The following is a 10,830-nucleotide window of genomic DNA, read 5'->3' on the forward strand; positions in this document are numbered from 1 at the left end:
CGCGAGGCGCCGTTCACGGCGACCGTTCCGGGTTCTCCGCCCGCGACGGCCCGACAACGGTTCTCGGACTCCTCGTTCACACCGTTCGCTCGTCGTCGTCGAGAACCGTGAGAAGGCCGGGGCGGGCTCCGAACATGATGTTTACATGGCCCGCAGGTGAGCGTAGTCGTATGACCGACCAGCCGAAGACAGCCATCAAGCGCAACGTTGAGCGCTGTCGCGAGCGGGATGGCCTCGGTGATGCTGACGCCGAGGCGATCCTCGACGCCCACCACCACATGGAGCTCGTCGGCAACGCCGGCGTCTCCGACAGCCACCACAGCGACGTGTTGATGCGCGCCGTCAAGATCGCCCGCGAGACTGAGCCCGGCACGCTCGCGGCCGCCCTCGAGGATCGTGACGCCGCCGAGGACGTCGTCCGCTGGATCAACCGCACCTACGACAACCCCGAGACGAACCGTGGCTACCGACAGGCCTTCCGCGCCTTCGGCCGCCACTCCCTCGGTGTCGACGAGCTCCCGGAGTGTCTCGACTGGGTGCCCGCTGGCTACCCGAGCAACTACGATCCCGCGCCCGACCCCGCGCAGATGCTGCGCTGGGACGATCACATCAAGCCGATGCTCGAGGGCTGTAACAACGTCCGCGATGAGGCGCTGGTCGCTCTCTGCTGGGACTTGGGCCCGCGGACCTCCGAGCTCCACGAGCTCCAGGTCGGCAACATCTCCGAGGGCGACTACGGGCTGACTGTCACCATCGAGAACGGGAAGAACGGTAGTCGATCGCCGACGATCGTCCGCTCCGTCCCCTTCGTCCGCGACTGGCTCGAGCGCCACCCCGGCGATCGCGACGACTACCTCTGGACGCGGATGGACCGGCCCGAGCGTGTCTCGCGGAACTACCTGCGCGACGCGTTGAAAAACGCCGCCCGACGTGTCGATCTCGACCTGCCGGCGACGCCGACGCCCACGCGGTTCCGGAAGTCCTCGGCCAGCTATCTCGCCAGCCAGAACGTCAACCAGGCCTTCCTCGAGGATCACCACGGCTGGGTCACCGGTTCCGACAAGGCCGCTCGCTACATCACCGTCTTCTCCGACCAGAGCGACCGGGCGATCGCCGAAGCCCACGGCGTCGACGTCGACGTCGAGGACGACGGCCCGGACATGGTCGAGTGCGTCCGTTGCGAGGCGCTGAACGATGCCGACCGCTCGCGCTGCCGACAGTGCGATCAGGTCCTCAGTCAGGAGGCCGCCGAACAGGAAGCGCTCGTCGATCGCGTCCTTTCGCGACTCGACGACCAGCTGCTCGAGGCCGACGACCGGGACGAACGCGCGGAGCTCCTCGAGGGGAAGCAGGTCGTCGAGGAGCGCCGGTCCGACCTGGACGTTGACGCCCTCCATCAGTTGCTCTCCTCCGGCGACGCCTGACTCGCCAGTTCGAGGGCGGCACTCAGTTCCGGATCGTCGTCGGCGACTCGCTCGGCCAGGCGCTCGAGCAGTTCGTCCTTCTCACTCTCGCTCTTCCGCTCGGGGTCGCCGTCCGTTGGTTGGTGTCTCGTACTCATCGGTCGTATTTGGTAAACCGCTCAGTGGTTGATCGAGTCTGTTCGACGGGGCCGAACTGCGCCTCGACGGCCTGGCGAACCGCTTCGCCGTGGTCGTTGGTGATCATCTCCTCGCGAACGCTGTAGCAGGTGACGAGCCGGTTCCCGCGCCGGAAGATCACGGTCTCGGACTCTCGGTCGTAGCGGGCCTCGTCGTGCCGTGGGACGCGAGCGTGCCCGTGGGGCGCCTCGGCGATGTCGAGCTCCTCGCCGCGCAGCCAGGCGTGGTGGGGGTGCTCGACGGCGTTGCCACGCATCGGCCAGCGAACGGCGCCGAGGTGGGCGGTGATCTTCGGCATCACCGGGACCACCTCATGAGGCCGAGCATGGCGAGCGCGATCGCGGCGGCGGCGAGCCCAATCTCTTCGGCGTGGTGGAGGATCGTCGCGAGCGCGCCGAACAGCGTCACGGTGCCCGCGGCCACGATGATGTACGACATCCAGCGCGTGGGGGCGATGCTCATCGACACACCTCCACGTCGTCGAACGTGCAGAGCGCGACGCTCCCGCAACGCGGGCAGTCGGTACCGTGGGGGGCGTTCGGAAACAGCCGGTCGCAGTTGGCACAGCGGTGCGTGGCACACCCGGCGCCGGACGACTGGGCGTCCGCCATCAGAGGCTCACCCCCTCCCACTTCTGGGCAGTCGTCTCGAGCCGGTCGGCGATGTCCCGGAGGTCCTCGGCGTCGAGGTCCGCGGAGTGGCGGCGGATCACCTCCTCGATCTCGTCGCGGGCAGCCGAGTCGGTGCTACTCGACATCGGCCACCTCCTGGACGGTCTTGATCCGGTCCTCGATGTCGCCGACGATCTCGAGGCTGTCGGGCTGCTTTAAGGTGAGGTGCCAGCAGACGGGTTCGAGGTTGTCGACGTCGACGTCCAGCGTCTCGGCGGCCTCGATCACCGTCGACGCATCCGCGACGGCGTTGAGGATGTCCTCCAGGACGACACGCGCGGGCAGACTGCTGTCGGCGACGATCGACTCCGGATCGCGACCGTTCCACTCGGGGCCGTCGTCCTGATCATCGGCGAGCGAGTAGAGCTTCCGGCGCCCGTCGTCCGGATCGTCGCGAACGGTAAGCCGGGTGGCCTCTTTCAGGTCGTCGCAGGCGGCGTAGAACTCGGTCTGGTTGCCGTCGACGCGATCCCGGAGGTCGCTGCTCCGGAGTTCACCCTCGGCCTCGAGGATCGAGATGATCTCTTTGGCCAGTGGGTCGGCGGCGGACTCGCCTGCGGCCGCCTGGTCGTCCTGTTCGTCCTCGTCGTCGGTCGCGTCTTCAACCGCGTCAACGGTCTCGTCGTCCACATCGGGCTCGACCTCCCGCTCGCCAACGGCAGAGTCGTTGGTCTCGTCGGTGTTCTGGTCCTCACTCTCATCGGCGAATCTGCATTCGTGTTGCTCGCCATCCCCGAGGTGATCAAAGACATCGGCACCGCCGACATCGGCCTTGATCCGCGCGGCCAGTGCAGGACCGACTCGGCTGACCTCCGTCAGATCGGACTGCTTGGCAGCCTCGAGATCCTCGATCGTCTTGTAGCCGTGGCCGGCCAGCAGGCGCGCCTTCCGTTCGCCGACGCCGCTGACCGACAACAACTCCCGAGGGGCCTCGGGTGCCTCCTCCTCGAGTTCGTCGACGATCTCCTCGGCGTCCATGTCGGTATCCTCGAGCGCTTTTTCGGCCCCCTGCATCTCGATCGAGACCGTGGGTGGCCGCGCGCCACGTAGCGTCGGCCTGTGGGCTGACTCCAGACGCCCCTCGTCGATCTCGACCTCGATCGTCGCGCGGAGGGTGTCGTCGTGCAAAATCCGCGTGTCGGTGTCGGTCACCTGGGTGCCTTCGCTCTCGATCGCGTCGACGAGCTCTGCGAGGCGCTCGTAGCGGTCGGGCGTGTCGACCGCGTCGGCGCTGTCGGCCGCCATCAGGCACCACCCCCGTCCGGATCGTTGACGGTGTCCAGGTCGTCGAGGCTCTGCTGGTCCTCGCCACCGCCGTCGGTGGCGGCCACCTCGGCCCTGTCCTGCTCGTCTTCGGTGAGCGTCGCCTGGTCGGTCTCCTCGTCGTCGACGTCGGGGATGTAGAGGTGTGGAAGCACTTCCTCGCGGACCCACGCGCCGAACACTTCGGCGATGGTGTCGGTGTAGAGGGCGACGTAGCCGCTCTCGTAGACGATCCCCTCGACGCGCGTGTCGTCCCAGAAGTACTCGAAGCCGAGGCCGATGGTCCCGCTCTGGGCAGCCTCGAGGTCCGCCGAGCGGTGGTAGTCGATGGAGGTCTCCTCCATCCCGCCGCCGTAATCCTCCTGGCGGCTGACGTTCCAGGCGTTGGGCGCCTCGGCCTCCTCGCGGATCCGCGCGGCGAACTCGTCGACGTCGACGCGCGTCTCGGTCACTTCGACGCCGGTCTTGGCTGCGATGCGCTTGACCAGCCACTCGCCGTCACTAACCGACGAGACGCCGATGAAGCCGGGGTCGGTGGCGACGTCGGCGTAGAACTCCACCATCTTCCGGTTGATGACGTCCTCGCGAGAGGTGGAGATCTTTCCGTGGTCGATGTGGACCTTCTGAATCTGCTCCTCGACGTAGTCCGCGGCGGTCCCGAAGTAGAGTTCGCGACCGTCCAGGTACTGGACGCCCTCTGCGTCGACGGCCGGCAGTTCGCCGTCCATCTTCGACTCGATCGTCGGGTCGCGTGCCTCGTTGAGGGTAAGGAACAGGCTGGCGGCGTGCATCAGGCCTCACCTCCGTCAGCAGCGACCTCGGCGTCGGTGTCCCAATCCGCATCGTCTGCCGCCTCCATCGCCTCGTCGAGGCAGTCCCAGTGGACGTCCTCGCCCTCGAACGTCAGCGGCGGGTCGTCGGCCTTACGGTCGAGCGGCTCCTCACAGTGGCCGCAGAGCTGCTGGCCACCGTCGGCCGCGACGCGCGTCGACGCCGTCTCAAACCCCGCCTCGAGCGCGCCCGGATCGGTGTCCGGGTAGTCGTCGGCGCCGTTGCTGACGGCCCAGCGAACGGCGCCGTTGAGGGCGTCGGGCGTCTCCGCGGCGACGGCAGCGCGCTGGGACTGGCGGAGCTCGAGGCCCGAACAACCGCTGCAGAACCACATGCCTGGGCGGGCGTCGGAGTAGCCACCGTTGGGGGCGAACTCGCCACAGCCTGCGCAGGTGGGATCGGCGTCGTGGTCGTGATCGACGGCCTGGGCGTTGTGCTCGGCACGGCAGTTCGGACAGCGCCCCGGCGTCGATGTCCGGCCGTAGCAGTCGGGGCAGCGCATCAGGCGCCCACCTCCTCGATCCGCGCGTCAACGTCGGCGATCAATTCGTCCTCGAGACTCTGCGGCCCCGCATCGGCCTGTTCGACGACGATCTGGCCGCCGTGCGGGTTCAGTACGCCGGCGGGCCATTCGCCGAGCCACACCATCGCAGTCCCCGGCTGGAGCGAGGTGCGGTCTCCCTCGGCGGGGACGTCCTCGGCGTTGTGGCGCTCTTCGGTGTCGGCGTTCATCGCGACCGTCCAGTCGCGATCGCGGTCTATTGCAGGGACGATCGTTATCCAGACGCCGTCGATGCCCGACCCATCTTCAGGGACGGCGCCTTCGGCGTCGGCGAGCCCGGCCAGCCGGGCGAACAGTTTGCTGACCTGCTCAGGCATCGGCCTCCACCTCGTGCTCGTGGGGTCCGGTCTCGAGCTCGCGACGGTTACCAGGCACCCCCATCCCGAGCTGCTCGGCGTCGATCGCCGACCGTTGGGCCAGCGCCTCGTCGAGATCGCGGAGGTGCAGAATCGCGGCGCCGGCGTGCTCGCGCTCGGTCTCGTTGAGAGAGCCGAGTTCGAGACTGGCGACGGCCTGCAGCGCGTTCTGGACTGACGAGTGAGCGTCGTCGACGTGCTCCATCAGGCGTCACCTCCGTCGAACGCGCGGCCGAGCCACTGGACGTGATTCCGCAGAACGTGCGCCCCGTCGGTGGTGAGTTCGTAGAGATTCGTCCGCTTGTCGAGTTCGCTCTTCTCGACCAGCCCGTCGTCGACGAGCTCATCGAGGTTCGGATAGAGGCGGCCGTGGTTGACCTCCTCGTCCATGTACTCCTGGAGGGCCTCCTTGATCGCGAGGCCGTAGCGTGCCTCCTCAGCGAGGATCGCGAGGATGTCCCGCTGGAACGCAGTCAGATCCGTCGCGTGGGTTCCGGTAGGCGCTGCATTACGATTGGTGTCGCTCTCGGTACTACTACCGCGGTCTGTGGGGTTACGCTGATTACCCCGCGTGTCTGATTCGGACATGGGTCGGCTCCGGGTTGCTTGCGTTGAGCCCCAGGGTAGGGGCCGACCCACCGCCGACGCGCTGCAACGCGTCGGCATTTTGGTGGGTCACCTTCGTCTATACCTGCCTCCCCTAAATAGCTTACTGACAGTTGTTAATCTCTGCTTTCTCTATGGGGAAGGACTGATTAACTCGGGTGCTGTACACTCCCTTATCGGTGGGCCTATGAGCACCGCAACAGCAGACACGACTACGATGCGTCAGCCAGCGGAGTGGATGACTCCGGCCGACGACCGGATCCTCGAACTGATCCGGGACCGTGGCAACCTCACGCCGAAGGCGATCTCCGACTTCGGCGGTCCCACTCGCCAGTACACCAGCGAACGGTGTGCGAAGCTGGCTAAGTACGGTCTGCTCGAAAAGGTCCACCACGGCCTCTTCGGCATCACCGACGCCGGCGAGGCCTACCTCGACGAGGAGCTCGACGCCTCCGAGCTCGAGCCCGCCGACGACGCCGAGTGATCTCCGCTTCTGACTGACTCGCCCACCGGGCAGCGCCGCGGCTGCCGAGCGTCGATCGTCGACGGGGACAGCGCGGCGCATACGTGACCCGACACACCACACCGTAAAAGCGGTATTCCGGTTGGTTCCGACCGGTTCCGATCGCTGATAAACCTCCCGCCAGCTGTGGAATCTGCCGGTTCCGATCGGACTTCCGGACGGTGCCGGGCCACGCATACCCTCACCGACGGGGCGGTGCACCGTATAAGTCCGAGAAGGGGGGTTGCAAACGCAACACCCCTCCCCGGAGTTTTATAACAGGTGCGCAGTGCCGGAGAGGCTTAACCAACACCAGCGTTGCAACTGGCTGGATTGTTGGTTAAGGACTGCAGAAGGACGTGCGCTCAGTCGCTGCGGAACTGCTGTTGCCACCAGCGCGAGCGCACGAACCGCTGGCTGCAGCCAGGCGAGTGGCTCAGTTCGTCGATGCCTGGCGAGGGATCCTCGGTCAGCAACACGTCGGCGCCACACTCGCTACAGCGGACGAGCTTCGGCTCGCCCATCTTGTAGCCGTCCTCGGAGATCGGTGTGCGCGACGCGACGAGCTCGAACTCGGTGCTCGGATCGGCGAAGGAGCGCCGACTCATGGCCCCACCTCCGGCTCGACACCGTCGGCATCTGCCTCGTGCCAGACGTCGCCGTCGATTTCGACCCCCTCGAGCGCCTCGGACCCCTGCGTCCGCCACGAGCAGCCGTCCTGCTCGTCCTCGCGGAGTAGCGCCGGGAGTCCCGGATCGGGATGCGGGCGGATCCGCAGCCGCCGACTGGTGCCGGTCGGTGGTGACAGCACGAGCGTCAGTCGCGGGGCGTCGCGACCGTCGACCGCCTCGTCGATCGCCCGCTGGCCAGCGTCTCGCGCGTCCTCGTGTAGCACCGGCGCCACGCCCTCGACGCCGATGTCTCGGGTCTCGAGGACGGCGTGGGCAGCAGCGGCGGCCTCCTGGAGCGCCTCGTCGTCGACGTCCTCTTCGGCGAGGACGCGGAGGAGCTCACTCATCGTCGGTTACCTCCGCCAGTGCTGCTTCGGCGTCGTCCTTCGCGCTCGCGAGATCCCGTAGGTTGGCGCGGGATTCCTCCTCGGTCCGCCCGTATTCGTCCGGCTGCCTGGCCTCGAGGAGCGCCGAGGACGCTTCGACCAGCTCCTCCAGCACCTCCTTGGGAACCTCCACCGCCGTCTCGTCACTCATCGTCGGCCTCCATCCTGTCACGGAGGCGGCCAAGCTTGGCGTCCTTCGCGGTGTCGACCGGGCTGTCTCCGAACACGTGCCGGAGCTGCTCGAGCATGATCTCGACGTCGGCGATCTCCTCGCAGATCGCGGCGGAGTTCCCCCGGCCGCGCAGGTGGCGCGAGAGCTCCGCGCCGAGTTCGTTCACCTCCTCGATCGCGATCTGCACCTGGACGTCCTCGCCCCAGGTCTCGATCGCCTCCTGGTAGACGTCCTCCTCAGACATCGTCGCCCTCCAGCCGGTCGGCCAGCCAGTGCAGCTTCGCACCGATCACCTTGTGCAGCCAGTAGCGCGGTTGGATCACACTCGAGCCGTCGCGACGGACCTCGGCCTTGCCGCCAAGCCACCGGAGCGATCGAGCAGCGATGCTCATCGACGGCCCTCCATATCGGTTGCTGGCTCGGGACCGGCGACTGCACGGGCCTCGGCGAGCCGCTCGTGCTTCCGACGAGCGTCGTGATACTCGTCGAACGGGAGGCGCTCAGGCATCGTCCACCTCCAGGCCAGCCAGCTCGGCCAGCCGGCGGATCTCGTCGCGACTCAGTTCGCCGCCCGCTCCGCTGACCGCGTAGGCGTCGTCGACGAGCGTGTCCCGCGTGATCGTCGGACCGCCGTCGACGCGGGTCTCCATGTCCACCGACTCGCCAGCTCCGAGCGCCGTCATCGGTCTACCTCCATCTCGGCGAGGCGCTTCCGGAGCGAGATGTCGACGGCCTCGAGCTGGACCCACTCGGGCACCTCGCGCTCGCCGAGCGCCAACTGAGCACGGATCCGGTGCTTGCACGGCTCGTTGGGGCCGTGGTGGTACTGCTGGGCCGGGCAGGTGCAGTGGCCCACGTCGACGTTGACGCAGTACTCCCGGTCCTCGTTGTAGACGACGACCTCGTGTTCACCCCGAGCGTCTGGGTGGGCGACACAGACGAACATGGGCTCGCGCAGCGCGCGCAGCAGCGTGTCGTCGAGATCGCTCGGGCTGAGTTCAGTGCCGTCGCTCATGGTGATCGTCGGCGGCATCAGGCGCTCACCCCGTTGCGGCCGCCCTCGATCGCCTCCTCGACGAGGTCGACGAGCGTACCGGCGGCGCCCTTGTCGCTGAGGTGGATCTCGTCCCAGCCGCGGGTGTCGGCGACATGGGCGCGGTAGTCCTGGATGTCGTCGACGTCGAAGCTGATCGAGATCTCGTCGTTCTCGACAACCCACACCTTGTGGGCCATGGCAGAGTGATAGTGCGTCGCGCCGGTCGCGTCGACGCCCAGTTCGTAGGCGCTACTCGGCAGGTCGATACCGTCTTGGGTGTCGCGTTCGTTGTCGGTCATGCTGTTTCTGACAGCACGGTCAGGGGCGTGCCAGCGCCCCGGGCCACTTCTCAGCGGCCACGTCCCGTGCTCAGTTACACCTACAAGCCCTACTTACTTAGTTCTTACTCCGTAAGTGTGGGAGAAGTTCTAAGTAACTACGTAGAGTATCAGGCGTTAAGGCATGAGCCTTGCAACGGAGGATATGGACGAACTGGACGACCGCGACCGGGAGGTGCTCGAGGTCCTCGCGGACGGCCGCGCCAACCCCTACCTGATCCGAAACGAGACCGGACTCGACAAGGGCGACACCAACACGGTGCTGACCCGACTCGGGCGGGCGGGCTACGTGCGTCAAGTGACGCGGGGGCTCTACGAGATCACGGACCGCGGGCGAGAAGAGATCGGCGTGGTCGGCGGCGTCGACGCCACCGCAGCTCGCGAGGCGTTCCGGGAGCTCCTCGAGGCCCGCGATCGCGTCGACCAGGAGGCGATCGACGAGGCGCTCGACGAGCTGGCTGCCGCGCTGGGGGTGGAGCGAGATGGCTAAGAGCGCCTACGAGGTCGACTGGCCGGATGGGTTCGAACGCACGTCGCCCGGCGAGCGCGACACCGCCTCGAAGTTCTCCACCGGGTTCCGGAAGTCCAAACGCGACCTGAAGAAAGAGATGGAGCGCATGGACGTCGACCACTGGCGCCTCGACGATGTGACTGGTTCGGGCGGTGATCCGGGCGTCGTCGTCCGCTGGACGGCCGACGGCGTCGATCACGCGGTGGCATGCGACGCCTACGAGAGCAAGACTGCGAACCTGCGGTCGGCCTACCTCTGGATCAAGGAGACGCGCAAGCGCGGCGATCGCCCCGTCGTGACCGGGCAGGACGAGTTCGCCGCCGCGCAGCTCCCGCCGGGCGAGGGCGAGGAGCCGATCGTCGCCGGCGCCGCAGATGACGGCCTCGATCGCGAACCGCACGAGATCCTGGGTGTCTCACCGGACGCGCCGGAGCCGGTGATCCGCGGCGCGTTCCGAGAACTCGCGAAGGAGGGACACGGCGATCAGGGCGCCAGCGAGAAGTACGACGTCCAGGAACTCCAGCAGGCACGGGACGAGCTCCTGGAGGGGGCCGACGATGAGTGAGAACGGGGAGTTCCACCTCCACGGAGAACCCGCGGAGGTCGACGCGATCGTCCACGTCGGCGAGAAGCAGTACGTGCTCGCGCGGAACGAACACGATTCCGCGGCAGTGCGGCTGCATGGGAGTGACACCGACGCTGAGTCGATCGCCGCCAGCAACGACGCGCCAGTGTACGAGATCGACGTCGACGACTGACTACTCTTCTGCCCACACGCCCTCGTCGAGGCGCTCGCGAACAGCGCGCTCGCCGGCGGGGACGTCGTATCCGCGGCCCCGGTAGTGATCCATCGCGACCGCTGGGTTGAGTGCGTTGGCCTCCTCGTGCGCCGCGACAAGCGTCCGCCCCTCGCCAGCCGAGAACAGCATCACGTGAATCTGCTTCGAGGCAAGCAGCGAGTCGCGGTAGGCCCAGGATCCACGCTCGACGCGGCCGTCGGGGAGGGTCTTCAGCGCCGCGAGCGGCATCCGTTTCGCTCCGCTCTCCCAAAGAAGCTGCTCGACCGCTTCGGGCGTGGCGTCGATCGTCCCGACGACCTCGTCAAGGGAGAGCTGGTAGGCCGCGTAGTGCTGGCCGGGCGCGTGTCGGCGCAGCAGGCGGTCCAGCAGCGGCAGCAGGAGCCGCCGGCCGTACTCCCAGAAGTCCGCCGCGGGCCCAAGCAGGCGGCCCGAGCGCGGCTGTCGGAGCGCCCACGCGACGCCGAGCAGCGCGGCGGTTGCGACGAGCGGTGCGACTACCGAAATGGGGGTGTCGATCATAGTGG

24 protein-coding genes are annotated in these 10,830 nt (G+C 67.5%); 5 read left to right on the top strand and 19 right to left on the bottom strand.

Going from position 1 to position 10,830, the window contains the following annotated elements:
- The first annotated feature begins 170 nt into the window (after positions 1-170).
- Positions 171-1,424, top strand: a complete 1,254-nt coding sequence (locus ACP95_RS00525) for a tyrosine-type recombinase/integrase (RefSeq protein WP_082224511.1) — start codon at positions 171-173, stop codon at positions 1,422-1,424.
- On the opposite strand, the gene ACP95_RS15425 is transcribed toward ACP95_RS00525, so the two are convergent.
- The 10 genes from ACP95_RS15425 to ACP95_RS00560 form a co-directional block, all read right to left on the bottom strand.
- On the bottom strand, positions 1,397-1,561 hold the full coding sequence (locus tag ACP95_RS15425) for a hypothetical protein (protein WP_154018389.1): 165 nt from the start codon (positions 1,559-1,561) through the stop codon (positions 1,397-1,399). The genes ACP95_RS00525 and ACP95_RS15425 overlap by 28 nt on opposite strands.
- Positions 1,558-1,899, bottom strand: coding sequence for a hypothetical protein (locus ACP95_RS00530; protein ID WP_154018390.1), 342 nt, complete (start codon positions 1,897-1,899; stop codon positions 1,558-1,560). Before ACP95_RS00530 ends, ACP95_RS15425 begins: the two co-directional genes overlap by 4 nt.
- Positions 1,899-2,063, bottom strand: coding sequence for a hypothetical protein (locus ACP95_RS15430; protein WP_154018391.1), 165 nt, complete (start codon positions 2,061-2,063; stop codon positions 1,899-1,901). Before ACP95_RS15430 ends, ACP95_RS00530 begins: the two co-directional genes overlap by 1 nt.
- A gap of 148 nt (positions 2,064-2,211) precedes the next feature.
- Positions 2,212-2,358: a hypothetical protein gene (locus tag ACP95_RS15435; protein WP_154018392.1), complete on the bottom strand. Its 147-nt coding sequence runs from the start codon at positions 2,356-2,358 to the stop codon at positions 2,212-2,214.
- Complete coding sequence (locus tag ACP95_RS15925) at positions 2,348-3,517, bottom strand: helix-hairpin-helix domain-containing protein (RefSeq protein WP_049979337.1); 1,170 nt, start codon at positions 3,515-3,517, stop codon at positions 2,348-2,350. Before ACP95_RS15925 ends, ACP95_RS15435 begins: the two co-directional genes overlap by 11 nt.
- Positions 3,517-4,326, bottom strand: a complete 810-nt coding sequence (locus tag ACP95_RS00540) for a hypothetical protein (RefSeq protein ID WP_049979338.1) — start codon at positions 4,324-4,326, stop codon at positions 3,517-3,519. The genes ACP95_RS15925 and ACP95_RS00540 overlap by 1 nt, the downstream gene beginning before the upstream one ends.
- Positions 4,326-4,868, bottom strand: coding sequence for a hypothetical protein (locus tag ACP95_RS00545; RefSeq protein ID WP_049979339.1), 543 nt, complete (start codon positions 4,866-4,868; stop codon positions 4,326-4,328). The genes ACP95_RS00540 and ACP95_RS00545 overlap by 1 nt, the downstream gene beginning before the upstream one ends.
- Positions 4,868-5,245, bottom strand: coding sequence for a hypothetical protein (locus ACP95_RS00550; RefSeq protein ID WP_049979340.1), 378 nt, complete (start codon positions 5,243-5,245; stop codon positions 4,868-4,870). The genes ACP95_RS00545 and ACP95_RS00550 overlap by 1 nt, the downstream gene beginning before the upstream one ends.
- The gene (locus ACP95_RS00555; RefSeq protein WP_049979341.1) at positions 5,238-5,489 is read right to left on the bottom strand and encodes a hypothetical protein; all 252 of its coding nucleotides are present in this window, start codon (positions 5,487-5,489) and stop codon (positions 5,238-5,240) included. The genes ACP95_RS00550 and ACP95_RS00555 overlap by 8 nt, the downstream gene beginning before the upstream one ends.
- Entirely contained in the window at positions 5,489-5,872 is a 384-nt protein-coding gene (locus ACP95_RS00560; protein ID WP_082224512.1) for a PadR family transcriptional regulator, read from the bottom strand. Before ACP95_RS00560 ends, ACP95_RS00555 begins: the two co-directional genes overlap by 1 nt.
- Positions 5,873-6,077: 205 nt before the next feature.
- Here ACP95_RS00560 and ACP95_RS00565 point away from each other — a divergent pair, with 205 nt between their 5' ends.
- Complete coding sequence (locus tag ACP95_RS00565; protein WP_237560367.1) at positions 6,078-6,374, top strand: MarR family transcriptional regulator; 297 nt, start codon at positions 6,078-6,080, stop codon at positions 6,372-6,374.
- 383 nt (positions 6,375-6,757) lie between these two features.
- Here ACP95_RS00565 and ACP95_RS00570 read toward each other — a convergent pair whose 3' ends face one another.
- From ACP95_RS00570 to ACP95_RS00600, 8 genes are all read right to left on the bottom strand, one after another.
- Positions 6,758-7,000: a hypothetical protein gene (locus ACP95_RS00570; RefSeq protein ID WP_049979343.1), complete on the bottom strand. Its 243-nt coding sequence runs from the start codon at positions 6,998-7,000 to the stop codon at positions 6,758-6,760.
- Positions 6,997-7,410, bottom strand: coding sequence for a hypothetical protein (locus ACP95_RS00575; protein WP_049979344.1), 414 nt, complete (start codon positions 7,408-7,410; stop codon positions 6,997-6,999). The genes ACP95_RS00570 and ACP95_RS00575 overlap by 4 nt, the downstream gene beginning before the upstream one ends.
- On the bottom strand, positions 7,403-7,600 hold the full coding sequence (locus ACP95_RS00580; protein WP_049979345.1) for a hypothetical protein: 198 nt from the start codon (positions 7,598-7,600) through the stop codon (positions 7,403-7,405). The genes ACP95_RS00575 and ACP95_RS00580 overlap by 8 nt, the downstream gene beginning before the upstream one ends.
- On the bottom strand, positions 7,593-7,865 hold the full coding sequence (locus ACP95_RS00585; protein ID WP_049979346.1) for a hypothetical protein: 273 nt from the start codon (positions 7,863-7,865) through the stop codon (positions 7,593-7,595). Before ACP95_RS00585 ends, ACP95_RS00580 begins: the two co-directional genes overlap by 8 nt.
- Entirely contained in the window at positions 7,858-8,013 is a 156-nt protein-coding gene (locus ACP95_RS15445) for a hypothetical protein (RefSeq protein WP_154018393.1), read from the bottom strand. The genes ACP95_RS00585 and ACP95_RS15445 overlap by 8 nt, the downstream gene beginning before the upstream one ends.
- A gap of 108 nt (positions 8,014-8,121) precedes the next feature.
- Positions 8,122-8,304 carry a hypothetical protein gene (locus tag ACP95_RS00590; RefSeq protein ID WP_049979347.1) on the bottom strand — a complete coding sequence of 61 codons (183 nt, stop codon included), beginning with the start codon at positions 8,302-8,304 and terminating at the stop codon, positions 8,122-8,124.
- Positions 8,301-8,636 (bottom strand): hypothetical protein, encoded by a 336-nt coding sequence (locus tag ACP95_RS00595; RefSeq protein WP_154018394.1) that lies wholly within the window; start codon positions 8,634-8,636, stop codon positions 8,301-8,303. The genes ACP95_RS00590 and ACP95_RS00595 overlap by 4 nt, the downstream gene beginning before the upstream one ends.
- A 17-nt stretch (positions 8,637-8,653) precedes the next feature.
- Positions 8,654-8,956 carry a hypothetical protein gene (locus ACP95_RS00600; RefSeq protein ID WP_049979349.1) on the bottom strand — a complete coding sequence of 101 codons (303 nt, stop codon included), beginning with the start codon at positions 8,954-8,956 and terminating at the stop codon, positions 8,654-8,656.
- A gap of 163 nt (positions 8,957-9,119) precedes the next feature.
- Between ACP95_RS00600 and ACP95_RS15930 the strand changes: the two genes are divergently transcribed.
- From ACP95_RS15930 to ACP95_RS00615, 3 genes are read left to right on the top strand one after another with little or no spacing between them, the layout of a single operon-like run.
- Positions 9,120-9,485, top strand: a complete 366-nt coding sequence (locus ACP95_RS15930) for a hypothetical protein (protein ID WP_202593743.1) — start codon at positions 9,120-9,122, stop codon at positions 9,483-9,485.
- Entirely contained in the window at positions 9,478-10,071 is a 594-nt protein-coding gene (locus ACP95_RS00610; RefSeq protein WP_049979350.1) for a J domain-containing protein, read from the top strand. The genes ACP95_RS15930 and ACP95_RS00610 overlap by 8 nt, the downstream gene beginning before the upstream one ends.
- Positions 10,064-10,264, top strand: a complete 201-nt coding sequence (locus ACP95_RS00615; RefSeq protein ID WP_049979351.1) for a hypothetical protein — start codon at positions 10,064-10,066, stop codon at positions 10,262-10,264. Before ACP95_RS00610 ends, ACP95_RS00615 begins: the two co-directional genes overlap by 8 nt.
- On the opposite strand, the gene ACP95_RS00620 is transcribed toward ACP95_RS00615, so the two are convergent.
- Positions 10,265-10,825 carry a hypothetical protein gene (locus ACP95_RS00620; protein ID WP_049979352.1) on the bottom strand — a complete coding sequence of 187 codons (561 nt, stop codon included), beginning with the start codon at positions 10,823-10,825 and terminating at the stop codon, positions 10,265-10,267. It lies immediately after the preceding gene.
- Positions 10,826-10,830 lie beyond the last annotated feature (5 nt).

The organism is Halolamina rubra, from assembly GCF_000739555.1.
Classification (GTDB): Archaea; Halobacteriota; Halobacteria; order Halobacteriales; family Haloferacaceae; genus Halolamina; species Halolamina rubra.